The following is a 19,178-nucleotide window of genomic DNA, read 5'->3' on the forward strand; positions in this document are numbered from 1 at the left end:
TATAAAAATTTGGCGCAACGCCTGAGGAAAAAAAGTGACCGTTCCTGTTAGTATCATGTGGTTTAGACAAGACCTTCGTGTAAAAGACAATCCGGCATTAAACGCTGCTTGCGACATGGGAAAAATAGTTCCCATCTACATCTACGATGACACAACGCCTAACGGAAGAGAACCAGGAGGCGCCAGCAAATGGTGGCTTCATCATTCGCTAGTGTCGTTGAATAAACGCCTGAACGGGCATCTACAAATATTTAAGGGTGATCCTCAGAAGCTTATTCCCAAGTTAATGGCGTCATTTGATGCCAAGGGTATTTTCTGGAATCGGTGCTACGAACCGTGGCAAATAAATCGGGATAAAGGGATTAAGAAAACACTTATCGATAGTGATTACGAAGCTCACAGTTTTAATGGTAGTTTGTTGTGGGAACCCATGAAGGTTCTAAAGAAAGACGGTACACCGTACCGAGTCTTTACCCCATACTACAAAAAAGGCTGTTTACAGATTGAAGAGCCTCGTTACCCCAAAGCACCGCCAGCACGTATTACTTATGCCGATGTATGTAATGAAGGTGATGATTTAGCATCTTTACGATTGTTACCCACTATCAAGTGGGATGAGACCATCGCCAAAACGTGGGCTCCAGGTGAAGACGGCGCCGCTGATAACCTAGCTGACTTTATTCAGAATTCAGCGCGAAAGTATAAAGATGGAAGAGATATACCATCTGCAAAAGGTACATCTCGCTTATCTCCCCACCTACATTTCGGGGAAGTGTCGCCAAATCAAGTTTGGTATGCGATTAAAGACAAGTTTGGTAATAGCGAAGACAAGAGCATTGAAACTTATCTAAGTGAACTTGGTTGGCGGGAGTTTAGCTATTACTTATTGTTCCATTTTCCGACCCTGCCTAATAAAAACTTTAATGATAAATTTGACAAGTTTCCCTGGCGTACTGACGCTAAGGCACTTAAAGCATGGCAAACAGGCAAAACTGGTATTCCTATCGTCGACGCGGGTATGCGCGAACTGTGGCAAACAGGCTACATGCATAACAGAGTACGTATGATTGTGGGCTCGTTTTTGGTCAAAAACTTACTGCTCAGCTGGCACGAAGGCGAGCGGTGGTTCTGGGACACATTGTTAGATGCCGACCTTGCCAGCAATAGCGCCAGCTGGCAATGGGTAGCGGGCTCAGGTGCCGATGCAGCACCTTACTTCAGGATATTTAACCCAATTCTGCAAGGTGAGAAATTTGATAGCAAAGGGCAATACGTTCGCAAGTACTGCCCCGAGTTGAATAAGTTATCAGATAAATACATTCATAAGCCTTGGGAAGCTCCAAACGCCATATTGAAAGAGGCAGGCATCGAGCTTGGCAAGGAATACCCAAAGCCTATCGTTGATTTGAAAGCGTCGCGTCAGCGTGCACTTGACGCTTTTCAACAAATAAAAGAGTAGGGTATGGCGGCACTTATTTTAGTTTTAGGCGACCAGCTTACCGAAACATTACCGGCAATAGCTAATGCAGTAAAAAGTAAAGACACCATATTAATGGCGGAAGTGCGTGAGGAAGCCACGTACGTAAAACACCATAAAAAGAAGATAGCATTTTCGTTTAGTGCTATGCGTCATTTTGCCAAAGCGTTGCGCGGCGACAATTTTAACGTTAACTACGTTCATTATAACGACGAAAACAATCAAGGCGGTTTACTCGCCCAGGTAAAATACGCGCTTAACGAAAACACGTTTGATGAAGTAAGAGTGACCATGCCCGGTGAATACCGCCTGCTTAAAAGCATGGAGCAATGGGAAAATACCCTTGGGGTTCCTGTTACAATTTGCGATGATAATCGTTTTTTATCCACCCCTCAGGAATTTACCGACTGGGCAAACGGCAAAAAACAACTTCGTATGGAGTTTTTTTACCGTGAGATGCGCCGCAAGCACAACATACTAATGGAAGGTAAGAACCCCATCGGGGGTAAGTGGAATTATGACGCGCAAAATCGCGAATCTATGCCTGAAACTCATAAGGTTCCTAAACACTCGACGTTTGAAATTGACGACATAACAGCAGATGTTATCGGCCTTGTGAAAGAGGAGTTCAACGATCACTTTGGCGATATAGATAACTTCCATTTTGCGGTAACTCGAAAAGGCGCACTCAGCGTCTTAAATACTTTTATAGAAGAAAGATTACCTAATTTTGGTCAGTATCAAGACGCCATGGTGGAAGGTAAGCCTTGGCTTTACCACTCTCATATAGCCTTTTATCTGAACTGCGGTTTGTTAACGCCTAGCGAAGCTATCCACGCTGCTGAGCAAGCCTACCACGCAGGACAAGTACCTCTAAATTCTGCCGAAGGGTTTATACGTCAGATCCTAGGCTGGCGCGAGTATGTTAGAGGTTTCTATTGGCACTTTATGCCAAATTTGAAAACTGATAATTACTTTAATAACAGCCGCGCACTACCTTCGTTCTTCTGGAACGCACAAACGAATATGAATTGCATGCGGCAATGCATTAAAGAAACGCAACAAAACGCTTACGCCCATCACATACAGCGTCTCATGGTAATTGGTAACTTCAGCTTGTTGACCGAACTTAACCCAGAAGAGGTTCAAGCATGGTATTTGTTGGTATACGCCGATGCCTACGAGTGGGTTGAGCTTCCTAACGTAGCAGGCATGATTCTGTATAGCGATGGCGGCAACTTAGCGAGTAAGCCTTATGTCGCGAGCGGTAGTTATATCAACAAAATGAGCAACTATTGCAAGAACTGTGGATACCAGGTTTCGAAAAAAACGGGGCCGAAAGCCTGTCCATTCAACTATTTGTATTGGCACTTTATTGATAAGCACAAAGAAAAACTGAGTAACAATCATCGAATGGCCATGATTTACAAAACCTATGGACGGATGAAGGAAGAAAACATCGAGACCATGAAGCAAGATGCTGCAATATTTCTATCAAAGCTAACCAAAAATGAAGAAGTCTGATTTACCCACAAAGATATGTCCGGTTTGCCAAAGGCCATTTACGTGGCGTAAAAAATGGGAAAAGAATTGGGAAAATGTACGTTATTGCTCCAAGCGTTGCGCCGGAAATAGAAAAAGCGCTACCGATGAGTAAAGCGCGATATGGCGTGTGGGCAAAACTAGAAACATAGATCGCTAAGGCATCATTACCGCTAAATAAAAACTATAGTTAATCATTCGCCGCTACTGTTGCGTATGAAATAAAGTGAAAATACAAGGAGTGTGTTGTGGAAGCACCGATAACCGTAGATAGGCTACGTTTTCTTTTATACAGTCTAAAAGAGAAGCTTTGGGTGAAGCCTCTTGGCTTTTGTTTGCTTTCTATCTTCGCGGTTTTTATAGCTAAAGTTGCTGACGGTACATCACTTGCCGAACATATCCCTGAAATAAAGCCCGATTCCGTTGAAACGCTACTTTCAATAATGGCATCAAGTATGATGGTTATTGCTACGTTTTCCGCAGGCACTATGGTCAATGCTTACGCGTCAGCGAGCCAATCATCTACACCTCGTTCTTTAAGCCTTATAATATCAGACGACGTCTCGCAAAATGCGCTCTCAGTTTTTATAGGCGCATTTATATATAGTGCTGTTGCACTTACTGCAATGACTCAGGCGTTCTTCGATGAAGCGGGATTGTTCATTTTATTCTGTCTGACCTGTGTGGCTTTCATCATTGTTATCTTAACATTCATACGATGGGTAGACAGCGTAGCACGCTTAGGGCGCGTAGGCTCAACACTACTGAAAGTGGAGCACGCAACCACTCGTGCCATTAAAAACAGAATTGATATGCCTTGCTTGGGCGCAGTCCCACAGGGACAAGTAAAAGAGCAGGGGGCTCACGCTATTTTTACCGAGCAAGTAGGCTACATTCAGTTAATAGATATTGCAAAACTACAGCGCTGGGCTGAAAGTAATGACTGTTTTATAAATGTTGCCATGCTGCCGGGTGAGTTTGTGACACCAGAGCGCCCCATAGCCTACGTTAATAAAGATGAACAAACCAAGGATGTAATTAGCGCGTTCACTATTGGAGAAGCCCGCTCCTTTGAGGCAGACCCGCGCTTCGGCTTTATCGTACTGGCTGAGATAGCATCAAGAGCGTTGTCGCCATCCGTCAATGATCACGGTACGGCAATAAATACTATTAGCATCATTACACGATTAATGCTTATGTGGCGAAAGCAATTCGAAGACAGCCCGAAAACACAAAAGGAAAAAAAGAGCGAGACTGCAAAGTATGATCGTATTTCTGTTCCTGAGTTGAACGTTGCCGACCTATACGACGACGCATACACATCTATAGCGCGAGATGGTGGCGCCAATATAGAAGTCGCTATAAGAATTCAAAAGTCGTTAACCACCCTAAAGACATGCTTCAATAACCTAAACGATGATTTTAAATCAGAGGCGATACGCATGGCAGAGCACAGTTTTGAGAGAAATAAGTTATTGATGAACTATGACAATGATATAGAGCGAGTAAAGCACTTCCATCAAATCCTTAAAGAGGACTGATATACCTAGTCAGTAAGATACAAGAGCCAGCTAAATGGTGCACTTCACTTAGCTGGCTATTTACAGAGCAGTTAAATAATAATGGTGCTCTAGGCTTGTTACATATGCTTATCGATAAGTTTAGCTAAGCTTTTGCCATGCTTTCATCGAGCCTTCCATCACATCCACGGTTTTTATGCCTGCTTGTCTAAGAACGCTGGCCGCTGTCGTAGCCCTGACACCCGACCCACAATAAACCGTATACTTAAGGTTTTTGTCAAAATCTCCAATTGACGAACTAAGATGACCCAGATAAACGTGCGTCGACCCGTCGATTGCCACACTGTCACGTTCATCTTGTTTTCGAACGTCCAATAAAACCCAGTCACTTTTATTACTACCAAAGTGTTCTTTAACGGCTTTGGCACTAGTGAGACTTAAGGAACACAATCCTTTATCGACGTTAGCGTCGCCGGTTAATACAGGCAAATTGATAATATAGCCTTTAACGTTATTAAAGCCCATCCGACGTAGCTGCAACACCGTTGAACTGGCGTGTTCACCACTATTAGCGACTACAATGATTTTGTCGTTATCCTTTAGAAACCAACCTGCATATGATGAAACCAAACCTTCACCAAAGAACAAACTGCCATCTATATGAGTGCTACAAAACTCATCTTTAGTCCTTACATCTATTATCTTTATTTCGTTGTTATAACATTGATTTGAAAGTTCAAAAGGATCGAAATTACCAATGAAAGCAGGAGAGGTGATATCTATAGTACAAAGCTCACCTTTAACGTTGCATTTTTCCATTTTTTCGAAGTAGGGCGCATAGTAATGTGTTTCCTGTACCTTTTCTTCAATGAAGCGTTGCTTGTCTTTGATTGAGAACTTGGGGTTATTCCTACGCTCATATCCGATAGTCGAGAACTCTCTGTCTGCCATACCTCCACCACAAACTGAACCTGCACCATGCGCTGGATAAATAACAGCCGATTCGGGTAAGCGTGACAACTTCTGAAGACTTTCGAATAAGCGTCCCGCCATTTCATGTTCTTCATTAGGATAAAAGTCAGTTCTACCTACATCATTTACAAATAATGTATCGCCGGTGAACACCGCAATAACTTCGTCGCTTATAGCAGTATCAGAAACGGCTAGACAGATACTGTCTTTAGTATGACCAGGCGTTTCTAATACGGATACAAGTAAATCTCCAACGTTGAATTTATCACCATCACTGGTGTAAGAAGCATATTTAACATTTTCGTCAGCGTTCGGACCGTGATAAACAGGTATATCAAGACGCTGTGCCAACGCTGCAGCGCCTGATATAAAATCTTCGTTACGGTGGGTCTCAAATATGCAGTCTATTTTTACATTAAGACTTGTTGCAGCATCGATATAGGTCGATATATCTAATTGTGGGTCAACTACAAACGCAAATTGTCCACTTGAAACTAAATATGACAACTGCGCTAAACCTTCAGCCTTAAAACTTTGAATTTTCATAACTTTCCTTAGCGGTGCGTTTACTAGTAGCTAGCGCTTTATATGCACAGAAACGTATATAAGATCACATAGTAATTTGGTTTGCGTTGCCACCAAGACAATAAGGAAAAGCTACGTAAAGAAGATTGTGACTGCGATTTCGCATTAGTGATTTGCCACAGTTGAATTACATTCTTTGCATAGCCGTTATGGATAGACGTGCTGCATTGAGAACGCAGGTTTATAAAAACCTCAAATAGCTGTTAATGGTGATTACGATGATTAACTTAAACGTCAGGTAATCAAATACCTCTAGATTAAGAAGAGTATCTAAATAAGCTATGAGCATAAAACATTTATAGTCATTTGCGGCATAGATAATAGAGATGAAATCACATATTAAATAACGCAGTAAAAAGCTAATAAGCAAGATAGAAACATCGATATCAAGAAAGTAATGAGCTTTTATAAAATGCTCAGTTGTTTAACCTAATAATAAATGCCTCAAAATAGTTTAACTTTTTTATCAAAAAAACGGCGCAAAAACATACCGTGCGCTACGTGAATGAAATTAAAAAATCAGGGGCATAGTACTGCAGATTTTACGTAGCGTACGATTCGCATAATTACATCCAAATCAAATTAACTGAGCAGTTTTAAATTAAAAGTACAGACGCATGTGAGATGTAAGCGCACAAACTCCAGTACCGACAATAAGCCAACACAGCAGCCACGCATAAAAGTCTGTAAGTAATCACAGCCAACAAAGCATCCGAATAGAGCGACATCATCGCCCTAATCTTCCACATACTTAATTACGCATAATGTATATTATGTTAAATAGAGTATTAATATGGTTATCAATTAGCGCGTACGATGTGTTGCTAAGGCTTGCCTACTCTAAATTGGTAGCCAGGTATTTTCTTTCCAGATAAGAGCTGCTGTTAATTAAAAAGCGTTACATTACTAATTTATAGTAATTACGCTCTTTGCTTTACATAGATTAATTTGAAGTTCGGCACTTTATTATCTAGTTAATTACCACTATAAAGAGAATTAAACACGTGTTTCCAAAAGTATATGTCGCTCCTTAATACCGTAGGTATACTAGTTTTGAATAGACATGAATTCACAGTTAGCGCTATTAGATGAAAATTACTGGATAAGTTTATGTGCAGAGCTTTTATCTAATCAGGTTGAATGCTTGAAGCTATTTGGTCATCAAAGTACTGATTAAAGGCATTGATAAAGTTGGCTGAAATTAACGATTATTAGAAGAACTAAAGCGCAACATAGGGTTTTATCTATCACGTCTAAAATTAAGAAGTATGGTTCGTTATATCTCGCTAATTACTAGATTTCGCATTGCCAGTGTAGTTATGATTAGGAGTAGTTATTTACTAAAAGTAATTTTCTAAACATAACTTGCTAAAGGTGACTTAGATATCACCTATTCTTCTCATAATGAAGTTATAAGAACGCAATGGTTGAATGGAAATCTCCACTAGAACTTTGAAGAAGATAATAGCTAAAGTACAACCCGATACTCTGAAAATCACCCAATCAATCTGTATATTATTCAGGCGACGCTACGTGAAATCTGAAGCTCATTTAGGGGTGTAGCCTTGCAGATTTTACGTAGCGCGCGATTTTAAATGACTAAAAAACAAGCTAAAACCCCGTGATTTCGCTAATAATGAATATGCCACTCAGTTAGGGCGGACGTTTATTAGTTGCAAGTATGATAGACACTACAACTGTCTATATATACAGTTATGTGGTAAGGTGTCGTTTAACAGCTAGTTTGAAACGTTTTGAGCGTGTAGATGAAAGAAATATATCTCATTAACTCGGTCATTAACGGCTAAGTTCACGCATGATAATTACAGTTATCATGCGTGAATATCCAATAATATCAATACTTTACAATAACACCCAGTATCTTACATAATTCTAGCAAATGCTCTAACCAGGTTAACACATGTCTTCTAAGCTTAATAATTCGCATACCTCATCTGTTGGTAAGTATGAAGATGAAGAGTGTGTAAATTCAACATCACAAATTTCTAATAGATACATTGGCACGGTTACGGGAGGCCTCAATACCAAGGGCCCCGGTGATAATAGTAATACATCGCAACACTCGTTAGTGTCTAACGAGACCGTGTCATCTTCGAAAAGCTTCGAAAGTTATTACCGCGATATTTTTACTAAGTTACCTTACAACACCCAACGTGCTTATATTAGCGACTATAACGAGTTCGCCATATTTTGTAAGCAAACAGGCTTATCTGGTTTCTCTAATAGCTTCGAACATAACGAGACATGTATAAAACGATATGTAGAAGAACTGTGTCGTTCTCCCCTAGCCTATAGAACCATAAAACGCCGACTCTCAGCGCTGAGTAAATTCTTAGGTGTGGCGAAGCTGCCAAACCCAATAATAAGGTCGGCTTATTTGAGGGACTTCATTCGTCTTTCATTAATTGAAAACAAAAAGTTTAGGCTATCGCATAAGCAAGCTGTGCCACTCACCATTGATATGGTTGAACAGATCAATAATGCGATCATTCCCGATTCATTATTAGAACTTCGTGACCTTGCAATTATCAATTTGATGTTTGACGCATTACTTCGCGCAGATGAACTTGTGCGCGTTTGCGTTGAGGATATATCCGCACGAAATAATACTTTACTCGTTGTATCCTCGAAAAGTGACCAGTCCGGTCAGGGTCAATACCGCTACGTGTCTGCTAGCACTATTTCCATGGTACAAGAGTATATTAATGAAGCGAATATCGATCCAAAAACTAAACAGCAACGTCTTCCTTCAGATTTACGTGGCCTACATAAGGGCATTCTTTTCAGGCGGCTTACGAACCATAAAACGGCACTTTTGCCATTTGACGAACATATTCCAAGTCACCAAGCTAACGTTTTAAATTACTCTAGTGTTTACAGAATTTGGCAACGAATTGCTCAACGCGCAGGTATTAGCGAAAACATTACCCCTCATAGCGGTCGAGTTGGTGGCGCTGTTTCTCTTGCCGAAGACGGTGCAACTTTACCTGAGCTCCAACTTGCTGGCGGCTGGCAGTCACCAGAAATGCCCGGACATTATACAAAACAAGCTAATGTAAAAAGGGGCGGAATGGCAAAACTATCGGCAAAAAGAAAAAGATAAACTACATATAAATCAATGCAATAAGAAAATAAAAGTTACGCATAACCATTATTTTAAATATTACATACAACTCACCTACTCTATTCACACATTTTTAAATCTGAAACGTTTTTTCGTGCGTAGTAATTGCGTATATTTCACAAATTGTCTCTCAAACGAGAGTCTTCTTCTATGTAGATTAAGCTCTTTCGCATAGTTGAGTGAACGCTTTAATGAAGGGAGTTTTATATGAGCAGCGCAATCGATACTAAGCACGGAAAGTTACTTGCAGAAATGGTGGTTCAATCTTCTTCTTGGAAGATTCAGCCTGAAAAACAGGACCCATTCAAATCACAGGAAGCGGCAGTTGAGTACTTAAATTCTCACAACGAGCCTCTTTATCTCCATGTTCCGCTAGCCCAATCCGACGACTACGTAAGAATTTGTGTTACGTCGCGAGACGATTATGTGGTGTTCACGATTAAAGATATAAATAATGGCGGTGAAACTTCACTGCACTATTCTCATATCAAAAATTTAGATAGCACCATTCGAACATTAGTCTCTGAAACCTGCGATCAAAAGATAAAAGCCCTATAGCGGCTTTTTTAGCATTGAGCTTGAAAGACGTTATTTTGGTTATTGTTGGTAATGTTTTAGCCTAAAGCATGCTTGCTTTACCAAAGAATGGTAAGCCAGGTAAAACATGCCAAGACTAAACTAACAAAAACAGCAGCGGACCCAATATCTTTCGCTCTGCCAATAAGCAGGTGAATATCTGTACTTACATGGTCACAGAGCTTTTCGACAGCAGTGTTGAGCAGCTCTGTTATCAGTACAATCATAAGTGACATGATAAGCAAAATTCGCTCAATACTTGTAACTTCTAAGAGAAAAGTGACTGGTATTAAAATTAACATTGTGAAAACTTCTTGCCGAACCGCTGCTTCGCTTAAGAACGCTGCGCGCAAACCCTTCAACGAATAGTAAGTTGCGTAAAGAAGCCTAGTTAATCCCTTTCGTTTTACCATCATGTTTAGCATTCACAAAAAACAATACGCTAGCGAACAATCATTACATCTACATGACGATTAAAGGTTTTCTTCCAGTTACTTCCTGCTTAGATCTTTAACTTAGTCCAATTACACCTTAACGGCTAACACATCTGTTTTTACACCGTGTAAAACCGCATTTGCCGTCGAGCCCAACAACAAGCGAAGACCACTCTGACCATGTGTACCTACAACAATAAGATCCGCGTTAATTTTCTCAGCCATGTGGTGTATTTCATCGGCAGGTGAGCCAATCTCTACGTTTACGTGGCTGTAAGGAATGTCGTGTTTAGACGCAACATCTTTTAATTGTCTTAGCGCCTGCTCTCTAACTTCTTCCGAAAAATCACGTTCTAAAAATAACCCATAGGGCTCTACGTTGGTTTGCGGATATGCGACATAAAGCAAATGAATTTTGTGGCTATTACCAGCGATGGCGATGGCTTTTTCTACAACTAGTTCATAGTCAGAATAAACATCGATAGGTACTAAAATCGTATCGTAGCCTTGCATTGTGGCTCTCCTTAACAGTTTAGTTAGTAATGGTTTTAACATACCGCTTATTATTCGTACTACATAGTAGAACCACGAAAATTATTATACTTTGCGCTAGGTCAATGTTTACTCCTCAAAATTATCCATACTTGATTTATGTACTACATTTCGTAAATAGTAAAAATTTAGTGAGGGATATAAATATGAGAACCATAATAATAGTAATAGTGTCGCTTCTACTTTTTGCCTGTGATCAAGGGCCACAATCGCCACGTGGATTCAGCCTGCCCGAAGGTGATATGGAAAAAGGTTATCAGGTTTTTAAAAAATATCAGTGCCAGGACTGCCATAGAATTGCAGGAGAAAAAGAGCGTGAAAATGCACAGTATTTAGTAGCAAAGCCCATCCCATTAGGAGGCAGCAGCGGAAGAATAACCACGTATGCAGAACTGGTTACCAGCATTATTAACCCTTCACATAAGCTTACCCCACGTCAGCCAGCTAGCTTTACCAGTGAAGACGGTGTCTCATTAATGCGAATAGTAAATGACGAACTTACGGTATCTGAACTTATTGATTTAGTGGCTTACTTGCAACCCAAATATAAAGTAACACCATATAGAACCAGTGATTACCGCCTTTATCAATTGCGTATTCCTGAGAAAAAAGTGGAATAGAGGTTGAATCTCACTGAGCCTAACTCCTAATTACTAGTTTCAAAGAGAGTTAGGCTTTTTATTTATCATCACCCTAGTTAGAGCTGCACTATACGGCTTTCGTTTCTTTCTCAATTTCAGCCAGTAAACTGCACGGCATAAAACTTCCCGCGTTAGCTTCTTTTAAATGTAGCTTAAATCGCTCAGGTACTTCATCAGTCAAGAAGCTTCCGGTTTTTACAAGTGGAAAAATCTCGTCGTAACGAGCAATGTGGCATTGGTCGACCCGTCTAAATATGTGTGTGCGATTTAATTCACTGGTTTTGATATGACCCGTTGACGATAAGATATCCATAAGCGCGTGAATGGTCTTTTTATGAAAACGGTACACTCGTTCGTACTTATCTTCCACGTTTAAGCCTTTCTCAAGCTTTGGATCTTGTGTTGCCACGCCTGTTGGGCACTTATTGGTATTGCACGATAATGACTGGACACAGCCAAGTGCCAGCATCATGCCTCTGGCACTGTTACATAAATCAGCACCCAAGCTTAAATTTTTAGCTAGCTGAAACGCCGTAATGATCTTACCCGAGGCGATGATTTTAATTTTGTCTCGTATTCCAAAGCCAGTGAGACAATCATCAACAAATGCCAGCGCTTCTCGAAGAGGAAAACCAATCGAGTTGGTATATTCTAGCGGCGCGGCACCGGTACCGCCTTCGCCCCCGTCTACCGTTATAAAATCTGGCGTTACGCCCTTCTCTACCATGGCTTTGCACATGGCAATAAACTCACTTTTTCTACCAAGCGCTAGCTTTATACCTACGGGTTTATAGCCGCTCAATTTGCGCAATTGACTGATAAAGTCCACCATTTCTAATGGCGTGGAAAAGGTTTTGTGTCTTGGCGGTGAATCGACTTGCGTACCAGGCTCTACACCTCTAATTTTGGCAATTTCTGGGGTATTCTTGTAAGCAGGAAGAATACCTCCATGTCCTGGTTTAGCACCCTGGCTCAATTTAATTTCTATCATTTTTACATTGTCGAGTTTCGCTTTCTCCTCGAAGAGTACAGGGTCAAACCCGCCATCTTTGTTTCGACAGCCAAAGTAGCCTGTGCCGATTTGCCAAACAATATCGCCGCCATTTTCCAAGTGATACGGGGTTAAGCCGCCCTCGCCCGTATTGTGGTAAAACCCACCTTTAGCCGCCCCTTTATTTAGCGCTAAAATGGCATTTTTAGACAAGCTTCCAAAACTCATAGCGCTTATGTTCAAAATGCTTGCGCTATAGGGCTTTTTGCAATGTGGACCACCTACGGTAATGCGAGGATCTTCATCCATGTCTTCTACCTCACGGGCAGACAATGAATGTCCAATCCATTCATAGCCATCTTTATAGGTATCTAGCTGGGTACCGAACGGGACAGTTTCTCTACTGTTTTTAGCCCGTTGATAAACAATTGAACGAAACATGCGAGAAATAGGCGCACCACTGGTGTCGGTCTCGATGATATATTGCTGAATGTAAGGCCGAAGCCCTTCAACGGTCCAGCGTACCCTGCCGATCAATGGGAAATTCTTTAATATGGCGTGCTTATTTTGAAAGGCATCGTAAAGACCAAAAACTAGTAGCGTTACTGACAGCAGTAAGAACCACCACACGGGTGTCCACAACAAACCAATAACCAGATTAAAAGCGACCAGTAAAATCAGTACAGTAAGTATTGTAAAACGCATTCAAAGTCCTTCTCTATTTTGGCCATATTTAAATAAAATAATATGCCTACAGCCTTGTTCAATACATCTAAAAACGGGAACTAGATTTATATCTATGCTAATTAGTTGATATAAATCAAAAAAACAAAATTTAGGCTTAACGGTTAAATTGGTTACGCGTTACCATGAAATGCTAAATTAGACCTTTTTTAGCTGCGAAAACAAGCCATTACATGCTAATCTATTAATTCTATTTTAGCGAGTTAACCTCGTGATGTATGAGTAACACGAGGTTAATTTATGATGTAACCTGCGCTGGGTAGCGGATTTCACGTTCAACATTTTTGAAAGGTAATTCATGGAGTATGCATTTCTTCTTTTCGCATTTGTATGCGGTTTAACGGTTAAGCTTATCGGCATTCCTCCTTTAGTTGGCTATCTAGTGGCGGGCTTTTTACTCAATTTCGCAGGCTACACTCTCACTGAAGATTTAACTCAAATCGCTAATCTTGGTATTACCATAATGCTGTTTACTATCGGCTTAAAACTCAATATAAGAGATTTAAGCCGACGTGAAGTTTGGGCTGGCAGCGTATCTCACACATTAGTATGGGTGGGCGTTATCACATGTTGTGTTTATGCAATAGGCGCTGTTGCAGCAAACTTTGTTGATGGACTTACCTGGAAGAGTGCAGCTCTTATCGCTTTTGCTTTAAGCTTCAGTAGCACTGTTTGTGTAGTTAAAGTATTGGAAGAAAGCGGCGAGAGCAAAACACGCCACGGTCGACTGGCCATTGGCATTTTAGTTATGCAAGACGTTTTTGCCGTAATCTTTCTTGTAGCTGCAACAGGCAAGCTACCGTCGGTATGGGCACTTGCCCTTCTCGCATTATTCCCGGCAATGCCAATTATCAACAAGATGATTAATAAATCAGGCCACGGAGAATTGTTGCCTCTTACAGGTTTCATTCTTGCTTTGGGTGGTTATCATTTATTTGAGCTGGTTAATATTAAAGGCGACCTAGGTGCACTTATCTTTGGAATCATGTTGGCGCAACACGAAAAGGCCTCAGAACTTGCCAAGTCACTACTTAGTTTCAAAGATTTATTTTTAATTGGCTTCTTCCTTACCATAGGCCTAACAGCGCTTCCCAGTCTGAGTATGGTTGTTCTCGCCATTGTATTCTGCTTATTTATACCGTTAAAAGCTGCGCTGTTTTTCGGTTTGTTTACATCGCTTCGTCTTAGAGGACGTACTGCGTATTTAAGCAGCCTGGTGCTATCAAATTACAGTGAGTTTGGGCTTATTGTTGGGGCGCTTGCAGTTTCTTTAGGATTATTGGCAAATTCATGGTTAGTAGTCATTGCCCTTGCCGTCTCAATCTCATTCGTAATTACCAGCGTGCTCTATCGGAACTCACATTCACGTTATCACAAATATAAGCATGCCATTAAACGCTTCGAGAAAAAGGAACGTTTAAAAGAAGATATTTACCCTACTCTCCACAATGCAGAATTTTTAGTCTTGGGAATGGGGCGTGTTGGTCGCGGTGCTTTTAATGCGCTATCGAAGTTGAGCGATGTGAGCGTGTGGGGTATGGATGCTGATCGGGTTAAAGTTAAGGAACTCGCTGAGGAAGGACTCGATGTTATTTGCGGCGATGGCGAAGACGTGGATTTATGGGATAACCTAGATATTAAGCAAATACAGCTCGTTTTGCTTGCTCTACCATCTATCCAAGATTCGATTAATATCACTCGCCAGTTAAAGAACGCTGGTTATACCGGAAAAGTCGCTGCCATAGCTCGTTATGAAGATGAAGTGTCCAGTTTACTAGACAATGGCGTCGACAAAGTATTCAACTTCTTTACTGAAGCAGGACTTGGTTTTGCTGAAGAAAGCTTAGCCTACGCCCATGAACAACAGTAATGCTGTTCTAAATGCGAACAATGGATGAATTGAGAAACGTTATCGTTTGTAAACAACTGTTTTACAAAGACTTTTTTGACACAACCTCAAATCTAGACTAAACTTCACGCAAATACGTTAATAGGGTTTTCACAATGCAAGGTGATAAACAAGTTGTTGCAAAATTGAACGAAGTGCTGACAAGTGAACTTACTTCGATAAATCAATACTTTCTGCACGCTCGTATGTTCAAAAACTGGGGTTTTTCTGAACTTAACGAAAAGAATTATAAAAAATCGATCAAGGACATGAAGCAAGCGGATGATCTTATCGAACGCATTCTGTTTCTTGAAGGCCTTCCTAATCTTCAAGCTTTAGGTAAGCTTTATATCGGTGAAGACACCGTTGAAATGCTGTCATGTGATGCGCGCTTTCAAAAAGAGCAGCTTCCACTACTTCGTGAAGCTATCGCGCTATGTGAAGAAAAGCAGGATTATGTGTCTCGTGATTTACTTGAAGACCTTCTTGAATATGAAGAAGAGCACTTAGACTGGATTGAAACGCAAGAATACCAAATTGATGCAATGGGTATTGAAAACTACCTACAAGCGCAAGTTATGGGAGATGACTAATGAAAGGTAACCAAGCAATCATCAAAGGCTTAAATGAGCTTCTCTCTTATGAGTTGGCTGCCATGGATCAGTATTTCATTCACTCTCAGATGTATCTTGATTGGGGTTTGAATAAACTTTACGAACGCATCGATCATGAATTTGATGACGAGCGTGGGCATGCAACTAAGCTAATTGAACGCATGCTGTTTTTAGAAGGTACGCCTGACATGACGAAGCGCACAGGCTTCAAAGTGGGTAAAGATGTACCTGAAATGCTTGAAAGCGATTTACGTGTTGAATATGAAGTTGACGCAAAATTGCGTGAAGTGATAGCGCTATGTGAAACCGAGAAAGATTATGTAACCCGTGACATGCTAATCGTGTTATTAGACGATACTGAAATGGACCATGCACATTGGCTAGAACAACAGCTTGGCCTAATCAAGCGTATCGGTCTTCAAAACTACTTACAGTCTCAAATGTAAGATAAAGCGTTCACGCTTCATCACAGCTAATTAATAAAAGGCCGCTCTTTAATTTAAGAGCGGCCTTTTTCATGCTTGTTTGCAACCTGTTCTTTAGTGAGCATCATCTTGCTTTATGAAACAATTACTGCTGCGTAACAAAATACAAATAGCTAGGGCTGTCTTTATCTTTAATGTTCAGGCGTAGCTGCCATTTCATTATTGGCTCACTACAACTTCCTAACATAAACCAACCTGACCACTCACCTTTGCCATTGTCATCTAACAGTACGGGAATTTTGCCCATATACATGTTTACGCCTTCAATCCATGCGCTTTCTATTACCTCGCCCTCGGGAACTAAAAGCTTAACCGTTACCGACTCTTCGGCTTCAGGTATGGCTGAAAAAGTGGCAATTGCCAACTTGTCATCAATTAAGAATTCGCAAGTTTCATTGACAAAGTTGCAGCTGTTTCCTATTCCATTAACTACGCTCGTGTCTTTCAACACCGAAGACTGGAATTTATGTGCAAGGTATACACACACGGCTACAACAATAATAGCCACTAATGGAAGCTGGGAATGTAAAAATTTTGATCGTTTATTGTTATCGTTATTTAGCATTTCTTAAATTTTGTGTATTTCTTCATTGACGGAGATCAAGCTTAGGTAGTTTATGGTATCTTTTTGTAATTAAAAACCTTATCATCCGCGTACCAACTGGCTTGGAGACAATAATTATTACTCTTTCCGAGCTCGGTGTGAAGCGTTATTCCTTAGCTGATACACGTCTCGACCGTACTATTCCGGCAGTTGGAGACCATAGTTCATTTGAAGTGGAAGATTCATTAAAATGAGTGAAATAAGCCAAGCACAACCTGACTACAATTATAAAGTAGTTAGGCAATTTACCATCATGACCATAGTCTGGGGTATCATTGGTATGGGCCTAGGGGTATTTATTGCCGCGCAGTTATTTGCACCTATGCTTAACTTTGACACACCATGGCTAACATTCTCACGTTTGCGTCCGTTGCACACTAACGCCGTTATTTTTGCCTTCGGCGGCTGTGCGCTATTTGCAACGTCGTACTACATCGTTCAGCGTACCTGCCAGGTAAGACTGTTCAGTGACAAACTTGCCGCATTTACCTTTTGGGGTTGGCAAGCCGTTATTGTTTTAGCTGTTATCACCCTGCCTATGGGTTTGACCAGCTCAAAAGAATACGCTGAACTAGAATGGCCAATTGATATCCTTTTGGCACTGGTTTGGGTCGCTTATATCATTAACTTCTTCGGAACCCTAGTAATCCGTAAAGTTTCGCACATTTATGTTGCAAACTGGTTCTTAGGCGCGTTCATGTTAACTGTTGCAATTCTTCATATTGGTAACAGCATGGCTATTCCGGTATCTTTCACTAAATCGTATTCACTGTATGCAGGCGCAGTAGACGCTATGATGCAGTGGTGGTACGGCCACAACGCGGTAGGCTTTTTCCTAACTGCGGGCTTCCTTGGTATGATGTACTACTTCGTACCTAAGCAAGCTGGTCGCCCGGTTTATTCATACAGACTTTCAATTGTTCACTTCTGGGCACTTATCTCTCTGTATATCTGGGCTGGTCCTCACCACCTTCACTACACTGCCCTACCAGACTGGACTCAGTCGCTAGGTATGGTGATGTCTATTATCCTATTCGTTCCATCTTGGGGTGGTATGATTAACGGTATTATGACGCTATCTGGCGCGTGGCATAAACTTCGCACCGACCCAGTACTGCGTTTCCTAATTGTTTCGTTGTCTTTCTACGGTATGTCTACCTTCGAAGGTCCAATGATGGCAATTAAGACCGTTAATGCACTGTCTCACTACACTGACTGGACAATTGGTCACGTACACTCTGGCGCTCTAGGTTGGGTTGCAATGGTTTCAATTGGTTCAATTTACCACTTAATTCCAGTGCTATTCGGTCAGCGCGCTATGTATAGCACCAAGCTAGTTAACGTACACTTCTGGTTCGCAACTATCGGTGTTGTTCTATACATCGTAGCAATGTGGATGTCTGGTGTACTACAGGGTCTAATGTGGCGTGCAGTAAATGCTGACGGTACGTTAACCTATAGCTTTGTTGAGTCATTAGAAGCGTCTAAGCCTTTCTATGTGGTTCGTTTCATTGGTGGTTGTTTCGTGGTAGCAGGTATGCTTGTTATGGCATACAACACATGGAAAACCGTTCGTGCACCTAAAGGCAGTATCGCTGCAGATCCAGCGACTCAGCCGGCGTAGTAAAGGAGACGAATAATGAAAAACGCACATGAGTTAATTGAAAAGAACGTCGGTCTGTTAACGGTATTAATCCTTATCGCTATCAGCTTCGGTGCCATGGTTCAAATTACGCCGTTGATGTTTCAACAGCAAACCATGGAACCGGTAACAGGCTTACGTCCATATACCGCGCTTGAGCTTGAAGGCCGTGATATCTACATCCGTGAAGGTTGTGTAGGTTGTCACAGCCAGATGATCCGTCCATTCCGCGCTGAAACAGAGCGTTATGGTCACTACAGCGTTGCTGGCGAATCAGTATGGGAGCACCCTTTCCTATGGGGTTCTAAGCGTACTGGTCCTGACCTAGCACGTGTTGGTGGTCGTTACAGCGACGAATGGCACCGAGTTCACCTGCTTAATCCTCGTAACGTGGTACCAGAGTCGAACATGCCAGGTTTCCCTTGGCTTGCGGAAAACACGCTCAATGGCGAGTTAACAGCTGAAAAAATGGAAGTATTCCGTGGATTTGGCGTTCCGTATACCGACGAAGATATCGCGGGAGCGAAAGCGGCAGTACAGGGTAAAACGGAAATGCAAGCCCTTATTGCTTATCTACAATCTCTTGGCACACATTTGAAATAATATGGACCAGGGAATTGTAGGCAGCATTTTTACTGTCATCGTCTTTGTAAGCTTCATCGGTGTTGTGTGGTGGGCATTTAGCAGCCGCAACAAGAAAAAATTCGATGAAGCTGCAAACCTAGTGTTTGCAGACGAAGAAAAAGAAAAATCAAAAGAAGATTAG

18 protein-coding genes are annotated in these 19,178 nt (G+C 41.4%); 13 read left to right on the forward strand and 5 right to left on the reverse strand.

Going from position 1 to position 19,178, the window contains the following annotated elements; translation table 11 throughout:
• Positions 1–34: 34 nt before the first annotated feature.
• The 4 genes from BGK61_RS17610 (at position 35) to BGK61_RS17625 (ending at position 4,560) form a co-directional block, all read left to right on the forward strand.
• On the forward strand, positions 35–1,459 hold the full coding sequence (locus tag BGK61_RS17610) for a cryptochrome/photolyase family protein (protein ID WP_076026121.1): 1,425 nt from the start codon (positions 35–37) through the stop codon (positions 1,457–1,459).
• A gap of 3 nt (positions 1,460–1,462) precedes the next feature.
• Positions 1,463–3,001 (forward strand): cryptochrome/photolyase family protein, encoded by a 1,539-nt coding sequence (locus BGK61_RS17615; protein WP_076011788.1) that lies wholly within the window; start codon positions 1,463–1,465, stop codon positions 2,999–3,001.
• Positions 2,988–3,134 (forward strand): DUF2256 domain-containing protein, encoded by a 147-nt coding sequence (locus BGK61_RS17620; protein ID WP_014998419.1) that lies wholly within the window; start codon positions 2,988–2,990, stop codon positions 3,132–3,134. The genes BGK61_RS17615 and BGK61_RS17620 overlap by 14 nt, the downstream gene beginning before the upstream one ends.
• Positions 3,135–3,267: 133 nt before the next feature.
• Positions 3,268–4,560, forward strand: a complete 1,293-nt coding sequence (locus BGK61_RS17625) for a DUF2254 domain-containing protein (protein ID WP_061485913.1) — start codon at positions 3,268–3,270, stop codon at positions 4,558–4,560.
• 120 nt (positions 4,561–4,680) lie between these two features.
• On the opposite strand, the gene BGK61_RS17630 is transcribed toward BGK61_RS17625, so the two are convergent.
• Entirely contained in the window at positions 4,681–6,057 is a 1,377-nt protein-coding gene (locus BGK61_RS17630; RefSeq protein ID WP_076011789.1) for an MBL fold metallo-hydrolase, read from the reverse strand.
• A gap of 1,960 nt (positions 6,058–8,017) precedes the next feature.
• Between BGK61_RS17630 and BGK61_RS17635 the strand changes: the two genes are divergently transcribed.
• Together BGK61_RS17635 and BGK61_RS17640 are read left to right on the forward strand one after the other, a co-directional pair.
• Positions 8,018–9,220: a tyrosine-type recombinase/integrase gene (locus tag BGK61_RS17635; protein WP_014998422.1), complete on the forward strand. Its 1,203-nt coding sequence runs from the start codon at positions 8,018–8,020 to the stop codon at positions 9,218–9,220.
• Positions 9,221–9,448: 228 nt separating this feature from the next.
• On the forward strand, positions 9,449–9,799 hold the full coding sequence (locus BGK61_RS17640; RefSeq protein ID WP_076011790.1) for a hypothetical protein: 351 nt from the start codon (positions 9,449–9,451) through the stop codon (positions 9,797–9,799).
• Positions 9,800–9,876: 77 nt separating this feature from the next.
• Here the strand turns inward: BGK61_RS17640 and BGK61_RS17645 are convergent, their stop codons facing one another.
• Together BGK61_RS17645 and BGK61_RS17650 are read right to left on the reverse strand one after the other, a co-directional pair.
• Positions 9,877–10,233, reverse strand: coding sequence for a diacylglycerol kinase (locus BGK61_RS17645; RefSeq protein WP_014998424.1), 357 nt, complete (start codon positions 10,231–10,233; stop codon positions 9,877–9,879).
• 108 nt (positions 10,234–10,341) lie between these two features.
• Complete coding sequence (locus tag BGK61_RS17650) at positions 10,342–10,764, reverse strand: universal stress protein (protein WP_014998425.1); 423 nt, start codon at positions 10,762–10,764, stop codon at positions 10,342–10,344.
• A gap of 185 nt (positions 10,765–10,949) precedes the next feature.
• Here BGK61_RS17650 and BGK61_RS17655 point away from each other — a divergent pair, with 185 nt between their 5' ends.
• Positions 10,950–11,423, forward strand: coding sequence for a c-type cytochrome (locus tag BGK61_RS17655; RefSeq protein ID WP_014998426.1), 474 nt, complete (start codon positions 10,950–10,952; stop codon positions 11,421–11,423).
• An 88-nt stretch (positions 11,424–11,511) separates the two neighbouring features.
• Here BGK61_RS17655 and BGK61_RS17660 read toward each other — a convergent pair whose 3' ends face one another.
• Positions 11,512–13,140 (reverse strand): FMN-binding glutamate synthase family protein, encoded by a 1,629-nt coding sequence (locus BGK61_RS17660; RefSeq protein ID WP_014998427.1) that lies wholly within the window; start codon positions 13,138–13,140, stop codon positions 11,512–11,514.
• A 337-nt stretch (positions 13,141–13,477) separates the two neighbouring features.
• Here BGK61_RS17660 and BGK61_RS17665 point away from each other — a divergent pair, with 337 nt between their 5' ends.
• The 3 genes from BGK61_RS17665 (at position 13,478) to bfr (BGK61_RS17675) (ending at position 16,127) form a co-directional block, all read left to right on the forward strand.
• The gene (locus BGK61_RS17665) at positions 13,478–15,049 is read left to right on the forward strand and encodes a cation:proton antiporter family protein (protein ID WP_014998428.1); all 1,572 of its coding nucleotides are present in this window, start codon (positions 13,478–13,480) and stop codon (positions 15,047–15,049) included.
• Positions 15,050–15,183: 134 nt separating this feature from the next.
• Positions 15,184–15,660, forward strand: a complete 477-nt coding sequence (bfr, locus tag BGK61_RS17670) for a bacterioferritin (RefSeq protein WP_014949586.1) — start codon at positions 15,184–15,186, stop codon at positions 15,658–15,660.
• Complete coding sequence (gene bfr / locus BGK61_RS17675) at positions 15,660–16,127, forward strand: bacterioferritin (protein WP_076011791.1); 468 nt, start codon at positions 15,660–15,662, stop codon at positions 16,125–16,127. Before bfr (BGK61_RS17670) ends, bfr (BGK61_RS17675) begins: the two co-directional genes overlap by 1 nt.
• Positions 16,128–16,251: 124 nt before the next feature.
• On the opposite strand, the gene BGK61_RS17680 is transcribed toward bfr (BGK61_RS17675), so the two are convergent.
• Positions 16,252–16,731: a hypothetical protein gene (locus BGK61_RS17680; protein ID WP_076011792.1), complete on the reverse strand. Its 480-nt coding sequence runs from the start codon at positions 16,729–16,731 to the stop codon at positions 16,252–16,254.
• Positions 16,732–16,960: 229 nt separating this feature from the next.
• Here BGK61_RS17680 and ccoN point away from each other — a divergent pair, with 229 nt between their 5' ends.
• The 3 genes from ccoN to BGK61_RS17695 are packed head-to-tail and all read left to right on the forward strand — an operon-like array spanning position 16,961 to position 19,178.
• A complete protein-coding gene (gene ccoN / locus BGK61_RS17685; protein ID WP_014949589.1) occupies positions 16,961–18,394 on the forward strand; it encodes a cytochrome-c oxidase, cbb3-type subunit I in 1,434 nt (477 codons plus the stop codon).
• Positions 18,395–18,409: 15 nt separating this feature from the next.
• Positions 18,410–19,015 (forward strand): cytochrome-c oxidase, cbb3-type subunit II, encoded by a 606-nt coding sequence (gene ccoO, locus BGK61_RS17690; protein ID WP_014949590.1) that lies wholly within the window; start codon positions 18,410–18,412, stop codon positions 19,013–19,015.
• 1 nt (position 19,016) lies between these two features.
• Entirely contained in the window at positions 19,017–19,178 is a 162-nt protein-coding gene (locus BGK61_RS17695) for a cbb3-type cytochrome oxidase subunit 3 (RefSeq protein WP_014949591.1), read from the forward strand.

The organism is Alteromonas abrolhosensis (genome assembly GCF_001953635.1).
GTDB classification, from domain to species: Bacteria; Pseudomonadota; Gammaproteobacteria; order Enterobacterales; family Alteromonadaceae; genus Alteromonas; species Alteromonas abrolhosensis.

What these genes read in the sequence shown, in the direction of transcription:
- BGK61_RS17615 (WP_076011788.1), top strand. Translation starts at nt 1,463, where the DNA reads ATGGCGGCACTTATTTTAGTTTTAGGCGACCAGCTTACCGAAACATTA.
- BGK61_RS17620 (WP_014998419.1), top strand. Translation starts at nt 2,988, where the DNA reads ATGAAGAAGTCTGATTTACCCACAAAGATATGTCCGGTTTGCCAAAGG.
- BGK61_RS17630 (WP_076011789.1), bottom strand. Translation starts at nt 6,057, where the DNA reads ATGAAAATTCAAAGTTTTAAGGCTGAAGGTTTAGCGCAGTTGTCATAT.
- BGK61_RS17635 (WP_014998422.1), top strand. Translation starts at nt 8,018, where the DNA reads ATGTCTTCTAAGCTTAATAATTCGCATACCTCATCTGTTGGTAAGTAT.
- BGK61_RS17640 (WP_076011790.1), top strand. Translation starts at nt 9,449, where the DNA reads ATGAGCAGCGCAATCGATACTAAGCACGGAAAGTTACTTGCAGAAATG.
- BGK61_RS17645 (WP_014998424.1), bottom strand. Translation starts at nt 10,233, where the DNA reads ATGATGGTAAAACGAAAGGGATTAACTAGGCTTCTTTACGCAACTTAC.
- BGK61_RS17650 (WP_014998425.1), bottom strand. Translation starts at nt 10,764, where the DNA reads ATGCAAGGCTACGATACGATTTTAGTACCTATCGATGTTTATTCTGAC.
- BGK61_RS17655 (WP_014998426.1), top strand. Translation starts at nt 10,950, where the DNA reads ATGAGAACCATAATAATAGTAATAGTGTCGCTTCTACTTTTTGCCTGT.
- BGK61_RS17660 (WP_014998427.1), bottom strand. Translation starts at nt 13,140, where the DNA reads ATGCGTTTTACAATACTTACTGTACTGATTTTACTGGTCGCTTTTAAT.
- BGK61_RS17665 (WP_014998428.1), top strand. Translation starts at nt 13,478, where the DNA reads ATGGAGTATGCATTTCTTCTTTTCGCATTTGTATGCGGTTTAACGGTT.
- bfr (WP_014949586.1), top strand. Translation starts at nt 15,184, where the DNA reads ATGCAAGGTGATAAACAAGTTGTTGCAAAATTGAACGAAGTGCTGACA.
- bfr (WP_076011791.1), top strand. Translation starts at nt 15,660, where the DNA reads ATGAAAGGTAACCAAGCAATCATCAAAGGCTTAAATGAGCTTCTCTCT.
- BGK61_RS17680 (WP_076011792.1), bottom strand. Translation starts at nt 16,731, where the DNA reads ATGCTAAATAACGATAACAATAAACGATCAAAATTTTTACATTCCCAG.
- ccoN (WP_014949589.1), top strand. Translation starts at nt 16,961, where the DNA reads ATGAGTGAAATAAGCCAAGCACAACCTGACTACAATTATAAAGTAGTT.
- ccoO (WP_014949590.1), top strand. Translation starts at nt 18,410, where the DNA reads ATGAAAAACGCACATGAGTTAATTGAAAAGAACGTCGGTCTGTTAACG.
- BGK61_RS17695 (WP_014949591.1), top strand. Translation starts at nt 19,017, where the DNA reads ATGGACCAGGGAATTGTAGGCAGCATTTTTACTGTCATCGTCTTTGTA.